Here is an 18,047-nt window from a genome sequence, read left to right on the forward strand (position 1 = left end):
GACACCCATTCCGATTTCATTCCGGACAGCGTTCCGATCTGAAGCCGGACACTCTCCTCGTTTGATCCTGGGTCATGGGAGATGGTGGAGTGGGATTGGCCGGTCGTCAATCGGACGATGATGCAGCGGCCGGGGAGCGCTGCTTGCGCAGGCTCTCGCCGGACAGTTCAATCCTGTAAGCATTGTGGACCAGGCGATCCAGGATCGCATCGGCGATGGTCGGATTGCCGATGATCTCATACCAGCGGTCGACCGGGATCTGGCTCGTCACGATGGTGGAGCGCCGCTCGTACCGGTCCTCGACGATCTCCAGCAGATCCCGCCGCTGATCGTCAGCGAGCTTCTCGGGCCCCCAATCATCAAGGATGAGAAGATCCACGCGGGCCAGCGCCTTGAGCATGCGCGCGTAGCGGCCGTCCCCGCGGGCCAGACCAAGCGCCGCAAACAGCCGCGGGGCACGGTGATAAGCGACCGAGAAGTCCTCCCGGCACGCCTTCTGGCCCAGCGCGCAGGCCAACCAGCTTTTGCCGACCCCGGCTGGTCCGGTCAGCAGGAGCCCGCGTCGTTCACGGATCCAATCGCAGCCGGCCAGCTTGAGAAAGAGCCCGCGGTCGAGACCGCGCGCCGCCCTGAAGTCGACATCCTCGACATGCGCGTCATGGCGCAGGCGGGCCGCCCGCGCCCGGCTCTCAAACCGCTTCTGACAGCGCAGCGTCGCCTCGCGTTCGAGCAGCAGTGCAAGCCAGTCGCCATGCTCGAGAGCCCGAGCCTCGGGCTGGGATTGCAGAGCCTTGAAGGCACTGGCCATGCCGTGAAGACCAAGATCGGCCAGCAGAGCGAGAGTGGGATGGGTCAACATGCAGGATCTCCTTAGTGGAAGTAGCCGGGGCCGCGCAGGTTGGCGTGCTCCAGAATGGCGGTGGGCTCGGGGTCGCGGGCGGGTTGGGCGGCCAGGCGGTTGGCCAGGATCGAGGCGATGCTCTTGGAGGTGAGCGCCCCGATCTGGAGAGCGCGGGCCGACACCGCTTCAGCGCGAGCGGGTTCGAGATCGCGCAACAGGCGCAGAACCCCGAGGCAAGTCCGGAAGCCCTGCTCAGGATGCGGGCGGCGCGCCAGAATAGCCGTGATCAGACCTTCCGTCTGAGGGCCGACGGACGCCGCCCAACGGCGGAAGCGCTCCGGGGTCCAGTCGGCATAGCGCCGATGGGAACTCGGCATGTGGTCCGGGTCGGTGCCGTGCCGGCGCCCACCGTAGCGGCGCTGATGGGTTGCCACGCGCTGGCCGCGGTGGAAGATCTCGATCGTGCGGCTGGTGGCCCGCAGGTCGACCTGCGCGCGGATCAGGCCGTGCGGAACCGAATAGAAGAAGCCGTCGTACTCGACGTGATAGTCCGTGCCGACCCGCACGAAGCGCCATTCGGCGAACTCGTAGTCGTCGCCCGGCAGCGGCGCGAGCGCCGGGCGCTCCATCGTCTCGAAGAGATGCCGGCGGCTGACCCCGAGGCGGCGCACGACATGATCGTTGATGCGCTCGCACGCGCCGGCAATCGCCGCATTGGCTTCGGCCAGCGAGAAGAAAGTCTGGTGCCGCAGCCGTCCGAGAATGCAGGTCTGGGCAAAGCGCACGCCATTCTCCACTTTGGCTTTGTCCTTGGGCTTTCGTGGCCGCGCCGGCAGGATGCCGATGCCGTAATGCGCGGCCATCATGCCGTAGCTGCGGTTGATCTCGGGATCGTAGAACGAGGCCCGGTTGACCCCTGACTTGAGATTGTCCGGCACGATCAGGCGCGGAACGCCGCCGAAGACGCGGAACATGCGCCCATGCGCGCCAATCCAGTCCGGCAGGGACTGGGTCCAGGTCGCCTCAGCGTAGGTGAAGTTGGAGGCGCCGAGCACGGCGACGAAGATCTCGGCCTGGCGGATCTCGCCGGTGTCGGAATCAACGATGGCGATCTTCTTGCCGGAATAGTCGACGAACACTTTGTCGCCGGCAATATGGTCCTGGCGCATGGTCGGCGAGAGCCGGCTCTCAAACGAGCGGAAGAGCTCGCAGAAGCGGCTGTAGCCATAGCCGTTGGAATGGACGGCCCGGTACTCCTCCCAGAGGATTTGCAGGGTGACGCCGGGCTTCTTCAATTCGACGATGGCTTCGGCCCAGTGGGGCTCGGGCCGCCGGCGCTGTCCCTGCTTGACGCCGGCGCGGGCGAAAAGCCTGTTCTCCAGGGCCTCGTCGGTCAGGTCGCCGGGCAAGGGCCAGCTCAAGCCGGCCTGCTCGGCGCGCTTGAGGTTCTCCTGGACGGTGCTGCGCGCGATCCCGAGCCTCTCGGCGATGTCACGCACGCTGATGCCGTCCCGGGCCAGGCGCAGCATCTGTCTCAACTGTCTCATGGTCAGCTTCCTCTTGGCGGGCATTCCATTCTCCTCGATGACGTGAGGAGGGTGATGCCCGAGTTGCTGACCCAGGGGATCATCAGAGTGGGGAAAGTGTCCGGTAATTGATCGGAACGGTGTCCGGCTTCATTCCGGAATGCTGTCCGGCGTCAAATCGGAATCCCCGTCCGGATTGAATCGGAATCCGCATTCGTTGAAGCCGGTCGCGAATGATGCCCGCTACAGCTTCGTGCAGGCTGATATCGCCGATGCCGAGCGCATGCGCTCCATTCTGGACGAGTATCAGCCCGATGTGATCATGCATCTGGCGGCCGAAAGCCATGTCGACCGCTCGATCGACGGGCCGGGCGAGTTCGTTCAGACGAACGTGGTCGGCACCTATACGCTGCTCCAGGCCGCTCTTGGATATTGGCGTGGGCTCTCTGCTGAGCGCCAGGCGTCCTTCCGCTTCCATCATATCTCGACCGATGAGGTCTTCGGCACGCTGGGGGAGGAGGGTTTCTTCCATGAGGAATATCCTTATCAGCCAAGCTCACCCTATTCGGCGTCAAAAGCGGCCTCCGACCACTTTGTCCGCGCGTGGTACCATACCTATGGTCTGCCGACGCTGGTGACCAACTGCTCCAATAACTATGGCCCCTACCATTTCCCCGAAAAGCTGATCCCGCTGATCATTCTCAATGCCCTTGAGGGCAAGCCGCTCCCCGTTTACGGCAAGGGCGAGAACGTCCGCGATTGGCTCTACGTGGACGATCACGCCCGAGCCCTGATCCGCGTTGTCGAGCGCGGCCGCCCGGGAGAGACTTATGCCATCGGCGGGCACAATGAGCGCCGTAACATTGACGTGGTGCGTGCGATCTGTGCCCTGGTCGATGAGTTGGCCCCCAATGACGCGATTGGCCCGCGCGAAAACCTCATCACTTACGTGACTGACCGTCCAGGGCACGATCTGCGCTATGCCATTGATGCGTCGAAGATTGAGCGCGACCTTGGCTGGCGGCCGGACGAAACCTTTGAATCCGGCCTGCGCAAGACCGTCGAATGGTACCTCGTCAACCGCCCTTGGTGGGAGCGGGTGCGCACGGGTGTCTATCGGGGTGAGCGCCTCGGGGTTGCCGTTTAGTCAAAGGGACCAAGACCGTGATCGTGATCACGGTCAATCTTGATGCCGCCGTGCGGAGGACGTCGTGGAAATCTATCCAACAGCCATTCCAGCTGTGAAAATCGTGAAGCCCCCGCGCTTTGGCGATCACCGCGGCTTCTTCTCGGAAGTTTACAATCTTGAGAAGTTCGCTCAGGCGGGCATCAACCTGACCTTTGTTCAGGACAACCACTCGCTGTCCGCCGAACCAGGAACAGTGCGAGGGCTGCATTTTCAGAGTGATCCGTTCGCTCAGGACAAGCTCATCCGGGTCATTCGCGGCCGCATCCTTGATGTGGCCCTCGACATTCGGCGCTCCTCGCCGACCTATGGGCAGCATGTCGCGGTCGAACTTTCGGCCGAGAACGGCCTGCAGCTGTTGGTCCCAGTCGGCTTTGCGCATGGGTTCTGCACCTTGGAGCCGAACACGGAAGTGCTCTACAAGGTGAGCGGCTACTACTCCGCAGCGCATGATCATGGTCTGGCGTGGGATGATCCCGCGCTCGGGATCCAGTGGCCGGTCGCACCTGAATCCGCTGTCCTCTCCGACAAAGATCGTCGCCATCCGCGCTTGGCTGATCTGCCGCAGTATTTCGACTAGGCGATCAGAGGGCAACCAATGGCTCTGAGCTCTTCCTGGCTCATGGCAGGAAACTGCCAGAGTCGCAGATCTCCCGGAGTGCCTGCCTCGCTCGTCTGGTGGACGAACATTTGACCGAAGGAAAAGTACAATGAAGGGCATTATCTTAGCAGGCGGGAGTGGCACACGCCTCCATCCCTTGACGCTTGTCACATCAAAACAGCTTCTGCCGGTCTATGACAAGCCGATGATCTACTATCCGCTCAGCGTGCTCATGTTGGCAGGCATTCGTGAAATTCTGATCATCTCGACCCCCCACGACATGCCGCAGTTCCAACGGCTGCTCGGGGACGGCTCGCAATGGGGGCTCCAGTTCACCTATGCCGTGCAGCCGAAGCCGGAGGGACTCGCGCAGGCCTATCATATCGGGGCTGATTTTGTGCGTGGCGAACCTTCAGCTCTCGTGCTCGGCGATAATATCTTCTATGGCCATGGTCTGCCAGAGCTCTTGGGTGCAGCACGTGCGCGCCGACATGGCGCGACTGTTTTCGGCTACTACGTCAATGATCCCGATCGCTACGGCGTCGTCGAATTCAACCAAACGGGCCGGGCAATCTCCATTGAAGAAAAGCCCCAGCGGCCTCGCTCCCACTGGGCTGTCACGGGTCTTTATTTCTATGATGCGTCAGTGGTCGACATTGCCGCCAACATTAAGCCCTCCGCGCGTGGCGAGTTAGAGATTACGGATGTCAATCGCGTCTATCTCGAGCGGGGTGACCTCAACGTTGAGCGGATGGGCCGCGGCTTTGCTTGGCTGGATACGGGAACGCATGAGAGCCTAATTGATGCAAGCGCATTTGTCCGGGCTCTGGAACAGCGGCAGGGTCTACGGATTGCGTGTCCCGAAGAAATCGCATTTACTCTTGGATTGATCACCTGTGACGATCTTGTGCGCCTGGGAGAAAAGCTGGGCAAGAGCGACTATGGTCGTTATCTGATCAGGATCGCAGACGAAGCTGAGGCTTCACATCAGCACATTTAGTTACTCTCGGTCACCGGACAGCTAAAGCATCACATACATGCGCAGGGACCAACGGGAAGGCCGTGACAAAGAAAGACTTTATCACGTCATGCCGCCGGGAGAGGACGGGCGGTGTGACGGCACATCCATCGCGGAACAGGCCTGCTTATCTCGTGATTCAAGAGCACGAGCGCTGGACTGCAATCCGCCCTCAGTGGTGTTGGGCTTGGCCCAATTTTCTGGTCGCATGAACAGACAAACGTTAGCATAGATGGTCGCTACATTGAGCTTGATCATGTTCCGCCAATCGTGCTCAAGGGGATGGCTCCCTCATTTCACACGCTGACATAAGGTGCACAATGTCGATCGCTGTTGTGATCCCAACCTATCGCGCAAAAGCGACCATCCTCTCCGTCCTCGCTCAGATAGGTCCAGAGGTAGACAAAGTCTATGTGGTTGATGACGCTTGCCCCGAGCAAACGGGAAATTTTGTCGCTGAGCAGTGCACAGATCAGCGTATTCGCGTGCTCCACAACGAAATCAATCAGGGGGTGGGTGGGGCAACCTTAGCGGGCTATCGCGCTGCCGCGGCGGACAATGCGACTGTAATTGTCAAACTAGATGCTGACGCTCAGATGGACCCAGGTCTCATCTCATACTTTGTCCGGCCGATCCTGTCTGGGCAGGCAGATTATACCAAAGGGAACAGATTTTTTGATGCCGTATCCCTGTCCTCAATGCCACGTGTGCGTATCTTTGGGAACGCCGTCCTCTCCTTGATGACGAAAATTTCAACGGGCTATTGGAGTAATGTCGACCCCTCAAATGGCTATACAGCAATCCACGCCTGCCTTGTGCCGCTTCTGCCAATTGATCGCATCGCTAAGCGGTTTTTCTTCGAAACGGATATGCTGTTCTACTTGGGACTGCTCCGAGCCGTGGTCATCGATATCCCCATCATAGCCCATTACGGAGAGGAAGAAAGCAACCTAAAAATAAAATCCATTTTGCTGCCTTTTACTTGGGCGCACATCACCCGGTTTCTCCGACGGGTTGCGTTAAACTATTTTGTTCGAGATTTTTCGTTGGCATCTCTGTGCCTGGTGGCTGGCGCGCCCTTATTCATTTTTGGGCTGATATTTGGGGCCATAAACTGGGGTGCTCACCTTGGTAGCGAGGCTCCAACACCAACTGGTACCATTATGATCGCGACTCTATCGATCCTGCTAGGCATTCAGTTTCTGCTGTTCTTTTTCTCAGCTGATATTGCATCAGCTCCGCATCGGCCTCTTCATGTTCTGCTCGGTACAAAAGCCTTGCGGCCGCTCAGGCAATTTGCTGAAAAGGATGCAAATGGATGAGAGCAAGGGTGGGGGTATCGCTCGCCGCGTTTAGCCGCGGAATCGCGGCAGCGCGACAACTAATGGCGCTGCCGGGACAAAATGCTCAAGCAAGCGGACGCCGAAAACCTATCCGGTTCTCTGCATGCCTCGAACTGTGGTGATTCAGCGCGTGAAAAAGGAAGCCTACATTCGTCGTAAGGCGTTGCGACATTCGGCGCAGGACCCAATCAGGAAATGCTGTCTTATGGGTTCTGTTAGGAACGAGTTATAGTAAACTCACGCTTGGAAGCGATTCAGGCGGGCCTTCATGAAGCGTGAAACCAGTAATAAAATCAGGTTTGTGATTGAGGATCTGTTGCCGCCGATCATCCGGGACTCAGGCGCCTTCCGCCTAGCAGCCCATGCGGTTTTTGGGAACTATGTCGATGCCGCGTCCGAATTCCGCAGGCGAGCTCCCTTTCTAACAGAGGCGGAATATACGAGCTTTTACCGCGACTCCCCGCATATCCACAGCGGTACCGACAATTCCGAAGCTTGCCTTCAGAGAGTCGCTCAGGATGTTGTTGGTTTCTCGGTTTGCGACGTGGGTTGCGGGACTGGATATCTGCTCCGCTATATCCGTGAAATCAGTCGCACCAAGCCCGCACGCTTGGTCGGGACCGAGATTGTTGTTCCTCAACTGCCCGAAAACATTGGCATTGAGTTTTTTGAGGGGAGGGTGGAGAGCCTCCCCTTCAAAAATCAAGAATTCGATACTGTGATCTGCACTCACGTGATAGAGCATGTTCTGGATTACCGTAACGCCATTGCGGAGTTACGCCGGATCGCAGCGAAGCGCCTAATCATTGTTGTGCCAATGGAGCGTGAAAGCCTCTACACATTCAACCCGCATTTCAACTTCTTCGCGTATCCGCACAGTTTCCTGCGAGCCATGATCCCTGTTCCAGAGCAGCACGTTTGCGAGCTAATCGGACGCGACATATATTACCGGGAGGATCTTTCCTAAGTCACGCTAACCCAAGGAGAGCCAAGCCACCGAGGATCGCAACAAGGCCCAGGATCTGCAACTGGTTTAGGCTCTCGCCAAAGAAGAGCACGCCGCAAACCAGAACGATGACGATCGCAAGAGCATTCGCCGGATAGGCAATTGTTAAAGGCCATTGGCGCAGCGCAAAGATCCAGGCGAGTGTTGCCACGCCATATACCGCGAGGGCCAGGATAAAAACCGGACTGAAGAGAAAACCCCAAGCTCCGCCGTTGAGATTTCGCGATGCCAGCTTGAACAGGATTTGGCCGACCGCGAGAGCGGCAACGGTGCCGAAGAGGAGGAGATAGCGCATTGTTGCCTCGTCAGGTAATGGCTTGTGGATATGCGCCATCGGCGACCAAGGCAACCGGGCATTTCAGCTGACCGCGCTCGCACGATGACACTTGTTACCCTGTGATTGATGCAATCAATCGCGTGTGATCCGGCCCTGCATCTCATAGAACACTTTAAGGAGGTTAAACCAATCTTGCACGCAGATCGCTGTGCGTCGGTCACATCTAAAAGCTGGCTAGATAGAAGTTTGTGCCGAATCCGCGGACTGGTCGAGTATGTGCGAGATCTAGACGTTTCGGGATTCGCCGATTCCGAGGAGCGCTGTCGGATATCAAGGGTCGGAGGCCCTCATACGCTTGGCAAGATCGTCGAGAAACTCTCTTGCCCACCTCATGCGAAGCTCCCGCGCTATCGAAGGTCGTGTCCTGCAAGATGATCCTTGAACGCGTCCGCTATGGACCGGGGGGCACGGTTCGCTCCGCGTCTCCCAGCGTGATCCGCCACACGCCCAAGCCTGCCGTTGTTCCGAGAGCGGTCAATTTATGCGCCAGATTGGCGTCGTTTAGCTGAGCTGTATACTTCTGCAACCGCTCTGGCTGGGCAATCACGAGGATGGCAGCATCCGATGGCAGCGAGGTCAGGATAGATGGAGGCGGCATGCCATCGAGATCGCGAGCATGTGGAAGGCTTCGATGTACGTACGAGCCATTTACAAAATTACAATTTGTCAGGTACTCGACATATTCTAATGGTTTCGCAAGCTGAAAGATCACGAAGTCATTCACCATCCCGATCGACTCGGAGATAAGGAGGCACTGTCGACCCTCTGCCGCGTCCGAGATTGTATGAGCGACTTGAGATAAGTCTGCTTTTGATACTCTCTGGGAGTTGTTCCACTTGGTATAGTGAACTGTATCGAAGGAGATCAGAGCAACAGCGGACAAGCCGCCGACAATCGCAGCTGCAGTGAAGATCCGCCGCGTTAAAATATTTCCTTCGCGTGCCAGGACCAGTACGGTCAGAATGCCTGACGTGAAAAGGCCCGCTTGTAGAAAGAAGAGATACCAACCGACAAACTCGGCCTGGATACCCGCGGGGATAACCCGAAACGCGAATGCCAGGCTCAACACAAGCGCTGTAAAAAATGCTATAGAGATCTGGCGGAGGGCGCGAAGGTTCTTGCTAGACGGTACAAGCCATGATGCCAGCAGCGGCCCTCCGAAGCAGAGGAGCAGTTGAAGTCCCTTGTAGGGAGACCCCGCGACGCCAAAGTCCTGCGACGCATAGATGGTCATCAGCCAGTTCTGCTCGGACGTGAAGGCGGCCGCCATGAGCGAGAGGCCCGAGAGGATTTCAGGGCTCCCAAAGCCGCCAGCACGCGGATCCCGTACGACTTCCTGCAGGGTGAACAGAATGCCGATCGCAGTCAGAACTCCTGCTGCGCCTAATAGGACAATTTGCCTGAGATCTATATCTCGCTCAATGAGGCGAACGAGAAGGTAGCCCGCCAGCAAAGCGGCCGTCATATGAAGGGCTGAAAAATGGATCAGCGTGAGGCCAAACAGGGCTACGGTTCCGATTGCGAACTGCCACAGGGACCGGGAGCTCTCGAGCAGAACAACGATGATGATGGGACACAACAGCCCAGCCAGCAGCATTGCGTTTTTGCCCGCGAAGGGCAGGGTAAAAGGAAGGGTCCTTTCAAGACCAAAGAACGCGACGTACGTTCCAGCAAGGAGGAGTGACGGGCGGATTTTGGACGGGAAAAGTCGGGCTATGCCCCAGGCCCATACAGCAGGCGTCGCAACAACGACAGCCAGATTAAGCAATTTAAACAAAAAGAGGATTCTGTACTTAGAGGCAAAGCCAAATAGCGGCGAAATGAGGATGGGGTAGCCAGGCGGGTACGTAAAACCAGAGTCTCCGGGCTGGTAGACGTCCATCGGCAAGCGGCCACCGGCGATAATCTGTCCGAAAATCGGAACCGCGATTGGGTCGTGTACGGGAAGAATGTACCCAGACGAGAACTCGGCTCCAACGAGGAGGCCAAACAGGCCAACCACCACGGCAGAGGCCGTTATATCAGTTCTCGATAGAAGAAATGGCGATGGCCGGATCGAGCGAGCGAACAGGATCGCTGCGAGGGCGCCACAGCTCAGTGCGAAGAGGCCATAGCCGGGGAACACGAGGCCATAGCGCAAAAAGATGAACTTGATGCTGATATAAAACGTCGTAAACACGGCGACCGCTACGAGAAGTCGGTCAACCAGCAACCTTTGGAGCATAAGAAGCGGCCTGCCTTATCGCCTGAAACTGTGTCGGTCCCTAATCGCCCTTGGGAGCAGGGTCAAGTTTAAGGGCTGTTCACCCAGACCCTGCCAGCCCCTTGCATGGAACGGACACAGTCCTGAGGATCTATCAGCCCCAGCATGCCGATCTAATGTCCGCTGAGGAGTTGATCGCACATCCGCCTGAACTAGGTGCTAGCTGCTTGCCCTTATCGCACCGCATGACGTACCAACTGCCACGGTTCTGATTTAATCGCTCCTCCCGCCCAGTTTAGTATCTGACTAGCGGAGGAGTTCAAGCCACCTTAAGCAAGTTTAACTAGTAAAGGGAAGAAGCGAGACGATGGCGAAGCAACTTATGCGCTATCTTTGTGTAGGTGCCGGGAGTAATGCGGTCGTTTTGTGTCTGTATTATATGGCTACCCTTGTCTGGAATCTGTATCCAGGAACAGCTCTGACAATCGCAAGTGGAATAGGGTTTTTTATTTCCTATACTTTGCAGCGCGCGTGGGCTTTCCGTTTTAGTGGAAATAAATTTTCTTCTCTGTTGCGGTATAGCTTTGGCTATTTCCTTAGCTATACTGCTCAGTGGCTAATCCTGTTTGTAGGAGTCGATAAGCTATTGCTCCCACACCAATGGGTGTTTCTGTTCGGCTTGGCCACAGCAACACTTGGCTTTTTCGCTTTGCAACGGTATTGGGTGTTCAAAGCGGTGGGACGCAGTCCCTCTAACGCTCACATTTAAGATCAGGCGAACAAAAGCATGTGGGACTGTCCCAGCTGTCAGAAGCAGAACGGAATGCAAGGGGGGCGCCTCTCTGCCTCTGATTGGAACTGTGTTGCATGTGGTTACGAGGTCGTCCATCAAGATGGTGTACCGTGCTTTGCTCCTGACCTCATCGATACGATGACTGGATTCAACCCAAGGCTCTTCGACAGTCTTGTGGAATTTGAGAGGCACAGTTTCTGGTTCGTAAATCGTGCTCGTTTGCTGACGTCATTGATAGCAAGATACTTCCCCGCCGCACAGGACATGCTGGAGATCGGTTGCGGGACTGGGTCTGTCTTGCTCGCTCTGCGAGAGCGATTCCCCACTCTGCGTCTGTCTGGAAGCGAGTTGCACCCGCAGGGTCTCGCGTATGCTAGGAAGCGTCTGGGGGACGAGGTGTTGCTCCTCCAAATGGACGCTCGGCGGATCCCTGCAACTGGTCAATTTGACGTTATCGGAGCATTTGACGTCATCGAGCACATTCCCGAAGATGAAGATGTGCTTTCCGAAATCCAGACCGCCCTTAGGCCTGGGGGCGGGGCAATTATCGCCGTACCCCAACATCCCAATTTATGGAGCCCTGCGGACGACGCAGCTTTTCACCAGCGGCGCTATGCACGGGGGGAGCTAGAGCAAAAACTCCACAAGGCCGGCTTTGAGGTGCTGCATAGCACGTCATTTAACACTTTTCTGCTTCCACTAATGATCCTCAGCCGGCGGCAAATGATTTGGAAAGAGCGGAAAGGTGCCAGACTGGACCCGCTCTCAGAATTCCGAATGAAGGATTGGCTAAACCGAACGCTGTCTGTGATTCTCGGAGCCGAGGTTCATTTGACCGAGGCAGGGGTCAAATGGCCTGTGGGTGGAAGTCGCGTCGTTGTAGCAAGGCGGCTTTAATTTCTCAGGGCTTCAGGTGCAGGGAGCCAATTTCAATCACTCGCCTCAATAATGAAAGCTCAAAGGTGCATTCCAGATGAACATCCCATTCAACCGACCCACTCTCGCTGGTCTTGAATTGGAACATATTCGTGAGGCTATCGGTCTGGGTCAGCTTTCAGGAGATGGCAGCTTTACCTACAAGTGCCAAGCTCAGCTGATACGTTTGATTGGCGCCGAAGCGGTTCTACTTACTCATTCATGCACTGCAGCACTTGAAATGGCCGCGATGCTGATCGGGATTGAGCCGGGCGACGAGGTTATTATGCCGTCGTATACCTTCGTTTCTACCGCCAATGCGGTCGTGCTTCGTCGCGGTGTGCCCGTCTTCGTCGACATACGTCCAGATACTCTCAACATCGATGAGGATCTTATCGAATCGGCGATCACTCCACGGACGAAAGCGATCTTTCCTGTTCACTATGCTGGTGTACCTGCTGAGATGGACCGCATCAATGAGATCGCGCGGCAATACAATCTCTATGTCGTTGAAGATGCGGCTCAAGCGCTGGGCTCAACGTATAAGGGCCGAAGCGCAGGCTCCTTGGGACATCTCGCTGCATTTAGCTTCCATGAGACAAAAAACATCATATCGGGAGAAGGGGGAGCTCTCGCCATCAATGATAAAGGCCTGATTGAGCGGGCAGAGATCATTAGAGAGAAGGGGACAAACAGGAAGCGATTCTTCCGCGGCCAAGTTGACAAATATACATGGGTCGATGCGGGATCTTCGTTTCTTCCAGGTGAGTTGATCGCTGCATTTCTCCATGGGCAGCTGGACAGGATCGATGTTATCCAGAGCGACCGGATGACAACATGGACACGATACAATGAAGCCTTGCAGCCGTTCCACAATCGCGGTCTAGGATTGCCATTCATTCCTCAGACATGCACGCATAACGCTCATCTGTACTATATTATTCTGCCTAATCTTGAACTCAGACAGAGCCTTATTGCGCGATTGAGGGAAGATGGAATTAATGCGCCGTTCCACTACGTTCCACTCCACACCTCGCCGGCTGGGCTAAAGCTCGCAAAGACTAGTGGAATGCTCCCCTATACCGAAAACTTAAGTGACAGACTGGTTCGATTACCACTCTTTCCTCAGATAGGGGAGCAGCTTGAGCGTGTGATTGACCGTGTGGTTCACCACTTAGATCAAATGCTTTGAGAGGGCATCTTTCTGACTATCAGGCGATACGCTAAGAGCCAGCTGAAGTCCTCTGAGCCGCATCCACAATTCTAAGGCTGTTGTGTATGAATGTAGATCAAAGAAATCGTGTCGACGCGACGGAATATTCCTCCGGTGGGCCTGAGCTTTCGTTTGTTATTCCAGTATATGGCTCTCCCCAAAGTCTAGAACCACTCTGTGAGAGGATTGCAGTTGTCTGCCGCACATTAGGGGTTTCGCATGAGGTGATTCTCGTCGACGACCGCTGTCCAGTGGGGTCATGGGAGGCCATAAAGCGATTAGTTGTTATGGACCCTAGCGTTCTTGGAATGCGCTTGTCGCGCAACTTCGGACAGCATGCGGCTATCAATGCTGGCCTATCAATCGTCCGAGGTGAATGGGTCGTAGTCATGGACTGTGATCTTCAAGACCAGCCAGAAGAAGTGCCGGCGATGTTGGGGGTTGCAAAAGCCGGGTCGTTTGACATTGTCCGTGCTAGACGTGGAGAGCGGAACGACCCGCTATATCGCAGGGCGCTTTCCAAAATATTCTATGCGATATTCAGCTTTCTCACAAATACTCATCAGAGTGCAGAGATCGCAAACTTCGGCATTTATCACAAGAGGGTCATCGAAGCGGTCAATGCATGGCAAGAGGAGTCAAAATACTTCCCGGCAATCATCGAATGGATAGGATTCTCGCAGTCGACAGTTGCAGTGAGCCATAGCGCTAGGTTCTCCGGCAAGTCTAGCTACAGCTTTCGAAGTCTTTTCAGACTCGGGTTAAATGTAGTCGTTGGGTTTTCCGACCGGCCCTTGAAGCTCATGATGTACGCCGGATTAATTATGGCTATTGCCTCATTTTTGCTGTCGCTAATTGTTCTTGTAATCGGATTGATGGGGCTTTTTACTGCACAAGGATGGGCCAGCATAATTCTTTCCATCTGGTTCTTGGCAGGATCCATTCTCTTTGGACTCGGTCTGACAGGCCTTTATATCGGACGGATTCTCATTGAAGCTAAGGGACGGCCCACATTCATTGTCGACACGTTGCTGAGAGGGTCTAGAGGACAAGCCTAGCTATGAATAGAAATAGCGGAAGAGTTGTTGTATGTGCTGTCGGTCTCAAAGGTGTCAACTTCGTGCGCGGCTTACTCGGTGAGGGTATCAGACCAGATCTAATATTCTCATACGATCAGCAGGACGACATGTCGCAGAGCTTTAGCGCGATCAAGTCGCTTGCAGAAGAGATATCAAGTGAGTTTGTCGCTGACAGGTATCCTCACACCCTTGAAGAGGACCTACTATTTGTAGTTGGATGGCAATTTCTTTTTCAGAAAATTACAAAATTCTCCGTAGTATTCCATGACTCTCTTCTGCCGAAGTACAGAGGGTTTGCGCCGACGGTTACTGCTCTTATTAACGGAGAGCCCCAAATTGGGGTAACAGCCCTTAGCCCCACTGCTGGTATTGACGTTGGACCGATCGTTGGACAGCTTTCAGCACCGATAGACTATCCGATCAAAATCAAGGCGGCTCTCGAGCTTCAGGCGGCGCTCATGGTAAGCTTGGCAGCCCGGATATACAGTGACTGGATTAATGGCTCTTTTATCACCAATGAACAAGACCATTCACTCGCGACCTATAGCATTTGGCGTGACGGAAGTGACTACGAAATAGATTGGTCGCAGTCATCAAGCGCGATCCTACGTATGATAGACGCCGTTGGGTTCCCGTATTCCGGCGCGCGCACTTCTATCAAAGGTCATGTTCTGACAGTGGAGGATGCATCAGAGGTGAAGGACTTGAAATTCGAAATAAGGCAACCAGGAAAGATCTGGGCAATAGAAAAGGGCAGGCCCGTGGTTGTCTGTGGATCGGGTCTATTGAAACTAAACGAGTGCCGAGGACCAGACGGTAGCCCGTATGATTTTCGCCAGCTCCGTGTGCGCTTAGGTAGAGTGATCTGATCCCTGGGAACTGGACCAGCACAAGTGGGAATTTTTCCCGTAATTGGACCCGCCCCCAGATGTGATCTCAAGAGAGCAGGCGAAGGCGTGACGCTGGCAGCCAGCTGGTCGCATGTGAGGTGAAAGTTTTACGAGCTGCACGTCTCGGATGCCTCGATGGTGGCGGCGCAGACGCTGGAGCAGATGGCGGTGCTCTGGGCTGTGGAGGACAGGGTTCGTGGCAAGGACGCGGGAGCCCGAAGGCAGGCCCGCAAGGCGGAATCGGCGGCTGTCGTGAGCACGCTGTTCCAGCTGCCATTGCGAGCCTTCTGATCACGGCCAAAATGAACACCGTCGATCCACACGCCTGGCTGACGCAAACGCTTGAGCGCATCGCCAACGGCTGGCCCAATCGCGAGATCGAGGCCCTCATGCCGTGGAATTATCGCTGCTGAACGGCATCAGCTGCCCGCTTACTCTGCTCCTCCGTGTAGCGCGTCTTCTTCACGGCACTGACCGTCCGAAAGGATCAAAATGCCCGAAAAAGTTGTCCTAACTGGACAAGTTTGACGGGTCAGGATCACCTCCTGCACCCTGGATCCACCGTACACATCCCTCGGCCGTCGCTTCTACGTGACGGACCGACCCTTCATTTCAAAACAACTTATCCGCAATCATGAGAGCGGAAAATGCTCACTTTCACGGGTTCAACTTTTCCTTCGAGGCCATAAACTCCTTCTGCATTTAAAAACGAAAAAAGGTCATTATAGATTGGTTTCGTCAGTTAAATACCGCTTTGGAGATCTGTCCATCCAAAATTAAACGTTCGAAATATGGTATGGTCTTCTGAAGCCCTTCCCGAAGTTGAATTGTCGGCTGCCAGTTCAGGAGTTCTTGGGCCTTCGAGATATTGGGTCGTCTCTGCTTTGGGTCGTCCTGCGGAAGTGGGCGGTAGACAATTTTAGATCTTGATCCAGTGAGTTCAATGACTATGTCCGCAAGTTCGCGGATTGTAAACTCTCCAGGATTGCCGAGGTTAACAGGACCAGTTACGTCAGACGGACTATCCATCAATCTAATGAAACCCTCGATAAGATCATCGACATAGCAGAAAGACCGCGTTTGCTGTCCTTCACCGAAAATGGTAATATTTTGATTAAGCAGTGCTTGGACAATAAAGCTTGAAACTACTCGACCATCATTCGGATGTGTTCTGGGGCCGTACGTGTTGAAGATGCGTGCAACCTTGATCCGTAAGCGGTGTTGCCTCCAGTAATCAAAAAATAGGGTTTCGGCGCAGCGCTTCCCCTCATCGTAGCAAGACCGTGGCCCGATGGAGTTGACGTTGCCCCAGTACTCTTCAGGCTGGGGGTGAACTGTAGGATCGCCGTAAATTTCACTTGTCGAAGCCTGGAAAACCTTCGCGCCAAGTCGCTTAGCAAGACCAAGGGCGTTGATCGCTCCAATCACGCTTGTCTTTGTAGTTTGAACAGGGTCTCGTTGGTAGTGAACAGGCGAGGCAGGGCACGCCAAATTATAGATCTCATCTACCTCGACATAAAGCGGATGTGTTATGTCGTGCCGAAGTAGTTCGAAATGTTTGTGATCGAGAAGGTGCTCGATGTTCCGCCGCGTTCCTGTAAAGAAGTTGTCAACGCACAGGACTTGATTACCTGTCTTTAGCAGGCGCTCACAGAGATGCGAACCGAGGAAGCCTGCGCCACCGGTTACAAGGACACGCCGTTCCAAATGCATGGTTCTTTCCGATCGAGTAATTTGGGTGAAGAGTTGATTTGCGATTTTTGTCCTAGTAAGCGAACAGCCTCGCAATCGACCGGTGCCGGGACGACTCATCGTCCGAACGTCCGACGCTGACATAGGTGAAGCCGTGGCGGCGCATCTCGTCCGGGCGGTAGACGTTGCGCAGGTCGACCACCACCGGTTCAGCAAGCGTGGTCTTGAGGCGCACGAGGTCGAGGGCCCGGAACATGTCCCACTCGGTCACCAGCACGAGCGCATCCGCCCCGCGGGCGCAATCATAGGCGTCCTTGGCGTAAGCCACGTCGGTGAGCACCGCCTGGGCCGCCGCCATGCCCTCCGGGTCGTAGGCCTTCACCTGGGCGCCGGCATCCTGCAGCGCGGTGATCACGTCGATCGAGGGCGCATCGCGCATGTCGTCGGTGTTGGGCTTGAAGGTCAGGCCGAGCACCGCCACCGTCTTGCCGCGCACCGAGCCGCCGCAGGCGGCGATCACCTTGCGGCCCATGGCGCGCTTGCGCTGGCTGTTGACCGCCGCCACCGTCTCGACGATGCGCATCGGCGCCGCGTGGTCCTGCGCCGTCTTGATCAGGGCCAGGGTGTCCTTGGGAAAGCACGAGCCGCCATAGCCCGGGCCGGCATGCAGGAACTTGGCCCCGATGCGGTTGTCGAGCCCGATGCCGCGGGCCACGTCCTGCACGTTGGCGCCCACCTGCTCGCACAAATCGGCGATCTCGTTGATGAAGGTGATCTTGGTCGCCAGGAACGCGTTGGCGGCGTACTTGGTCAGCTCGGCCGTGCGCCGCGCCATGACGAGCAGCGGCGACTGGTTGAGGTAGAGCGGGCGGTAGAGCTCGGTCATCACGGCGGTGGCGCGCGCGTCCTCGGTGCCGACCACGATGCGGTCGGGGCGCTTGAAGTCGGCGATCGCCGCGCCCTCGCGCAGGAACTCGGGGTTGGACACCACGGCGAAGGCGGCGTCGGGCCGGGTCTCGCGGATGATGCGCTCGACCTCGTCGCCGGTGCCCACCGGCACGGTCGACTTGGTCACCACGACGGTGTAGCCGTCCATGGCGGCGGCGATGTCGCGCGCGGCCTGGTAGACGTAAGAGAGGTCGGCATGGCCGTCGCCGCGGCGGGACGGGGTGCCCACCGCAATGAACACGGCCTCGGCGGTCTGGACCGCCTGGGCCAAGTCGGTGGTGAAGGTCAGGCGCTCCTCGCGCACGTTCTTGGCCACGAGCTCGGCCAGGCCGGGCTCGAAGATCGGGATGGCGCCGCGGTTGAGGGCCTCGATCTTGCCCGGGTCCTTGTCGACGCAGCAGACCTCGTGCCCGAAATCCGCAAAGCAGGCGCCCGACACCAGGCCAACATAGCCCG

16 protein-coding genes and 1 pseudogene are annotated in these 18,047 nt (G+C 56.4%); 11 read left to right on the plus strand and 6 right to left on the minus strand.

The window, feature by feature from the left end:
• Positions 1–106 precede the first annotated feature (106 nt).
• The gene (gene istB / locus DDF70_RS29950; protein WP_114945129.1) at positions 107–859 is read right to left on the minus strand and encodes an IS21-like element helper ATPase IstB; all 753 of its coding nucleotides are present in this window, start codon (positions 857–859) and stop codon (positions 107–109) included.
• 11 nt (positions 860–870) lie between these two features.
• A complete protein-coding gene (gene istA, locus DDF70_RS29955; protein ID WP_281024360.1) occupies positions 871–2,412 on the minus strand; it encodes an IS21 family transposase in 1,542 nt (513 codons plus the stop codon).
• An 82-nt stretch (positions 2,413–2,494) separates the two neighbouring features.
• Here istA and rfbB point away from each other — a divergent pair, with 82 nt between their 5' ends.
• The 5 genes from rfbB to DDF70_RS29980 all read left to right on the plus strand — a co-directional run bounded on the left by rfbB (position 2,495) and on the right by DDF70_RS29980 (position 7,482).
• Positions 2,495–3,514 carry a dTDP-glucose 4,6-dehydratase gene (rfbB, locus tag DDF70_RS29960; RefSeq protein WP_425374134.1) on the plus strand — a complete coding sequence of 340 codons (1,020 nt, stop codon included), beginning with the start codon at positions 2,495–2,497 and terminating at the stop codon, positions 3,512–3,514.
• A gap of 64 nt (positions 3,515–3,578) precedes the next feature.
• Positions 3,579–4,133, plus strand: a complete 555-nt coding sequence (rfbC, locus tag DDF70_RS29965) for a dTDP-4-dehydrorhamnose 3,5-epimerase (RefSeq protein ID WP_114948339.1) — start codon at positions 3,579–3,581, stop codon at positions 4,131–4,133.
• A gap of 130 nt (positions 4,134–4,263) precedes the next feature.
• On the plus strand, positions 4,264–5,154 hold the full coding sequence (gene rfbA, locus DDF70_RS29970; protein WP_114948340.1) for a glucose-1-phosphate thymidylyltransferase RfbA: 891 nt from the start codon (positions 4,264–4,266) through the stop codon (positions 5,152–5,154).
• 338 nt (positions 5,155–5,492) lie between these two features.
• Positions 5,493–6,494, plus strand: a complete 1,002-nt coding sequence (locus tag DDF70_RS29975; protein WP_114948341.1) for a glycosyltransferase family 2 protein — start codon at positions 5,493–5,495, stop codon at positions 6,492–6,494.
• 289 nt (positions 6,495–6,783) lie between these two features.
• Complete coding sequence (locus tag DDF70_RS29980; RefSeq protein WP_114948342.1) at positions 6,784–7,482, plus strand: class I SAM-dependent methyltransferase; 699 nt, start codon at positions 6,784–6,786, stop codon at positions 7,480–7,482.
• A gap of 1 nt (position 7,483) precedes the next feature.
• On the opposite strand, the gene DDF70_RS29985 is transcribed toward DDF70_RS29980, so the two are convergent.
• Both DDF70_RS29985 and DDF70_RS29990 read right to left on the minus strand, forming a co-directional pair.
• Positions 7,484–7,855: an EamA family transporter gene (locus DDF70_RS29985; RefSeq protein WP_114948343.1), complete on the minus strand. Its 372-nt coding sequence runs from the start codon at positions 7,853–7,855 to the stop codon at positions 7,484–7,486.
• Positions 7,856–8,249: 394 nt separating this feature from the next.
• A complete protein-coding gene (locus DDF70_RS29990) occupies positions 8,250–10,037 on the minus strand; it encodes a hypothetical protein (RefSeq protein WP_162820779.1) in 1,788 nt (595 codons plus the stop codon).
• Positions 10,038–10,428: 391 nt separating this feature from the next.
• Here DDF70_RS29990 and DDF70_RS29995 point away from each other — a divergent pair, with 391 nt between their 5' ends.
• The 6 genes and pseudogenes from DDF70_RS29995 to DDF70_RS30020 all read left to right on the plus strand — a co-directional run.
• Complete coding sequence (locus DDF70_RS29995; RefSeq protein ID WP_114948345.1) at positions 10,429–10,830, plus strand: GtrA family protein; 402 nt, start codon at positions 10,429–10,431, stop codon at positions 10,828–10,830.
• Between the two features lie 162 nt (positions 10,831–10,992).
• Positions 10,993–11,751, plus strand: a complete 759-nt coding sequence (locus tag DDF70_RS30000) for a class I SAM-dependent methyltransferase (RefSeq protein WP_281024403.1) — start codon at positions 10,993–10,995, stop codon at positions 11,749–11,751.
• Between the two features lie 76 nt (positions 11,752–11,827).
• On the plus strand, positions 11,828–12,961 hold the full coding sequence (gene rffA, locus DDF70_RS30005; RefSeq protein ID WP_114948347.1) for a dTDP-4-amino-4,6-dideoxygalactose transaminase: 1,134 nt from the start codon (positions 11,828–11,830) through the stop codon (positions 12,959–12,961).
• A gap of 86 nt (positions 12,962–13,047) precedes the next feature.
• Complete coding sequence (locus DDF70_RS30010; protein ID WP_114948348.1) at positions 13,048–14,040, plus strand: glycosyltransferase family 2 protein; 993 nt, start codon at positions 13,048–13,050, stop codon at positions 14,038–14,040.
• Positions 14,041–14,168: 128 nt separating this feature from the next.
• Complete coding sequence (locus tag DDF70_RS30015) at positions 14,169–14,930, plus strand: methionyl-tRNA formyltransferase (RefSeq protein WP_162820780.1); 762 nt, start codon at positions 14,169–14,171, stop codon at positions 14,928–14,930.
• A gap of 93 nt (positions 14,931–15,023) precedes the next feature.
• A pseudogene (locus tag DDF70_RS30020) lies at positions 15,024–15,364 on the plus strand (transposase domain-containing protein); the annotation flags it as partial.
• 325 nt (positions 15,365–15,689) lie between these two features.
• Here DDF70_RS30020 and DDF70_RS30025 read toward each other — a convergent pair.
• On the minus strand, positions 15,690–16,664 hold the full coding sequence (locus tag DDF70_RS30025) for a UDP-glucuronic acid decarboxylase family protein (RefSeq protein ID WP_114948350.1): 975 nt from the start codon (positions 16,662–16,664) through the stop codon (positions 15,690–15,692).
• A 52-nt stretch (positions 16,665–16,716) separates the two neighbouring features.
• Positions 16,717–18,047: UDP-glucose dehydrogenase family protein (locus DDF70_RS30030; RefSeq protein ID WP_162820781.1), on the minus strand; the 1,331-nt coding region annotated here is incomplete at its 5' end.

The organism is Microvirga calopogonii, from assembly GCF_003347665.1.
Classification (GTDB): Bacteria; Pseudomonadota; Alphaproteobacteria; order Rhizobiales; family Beijerinckiaceae; genus Microvirga; species Microvirga calopogonii.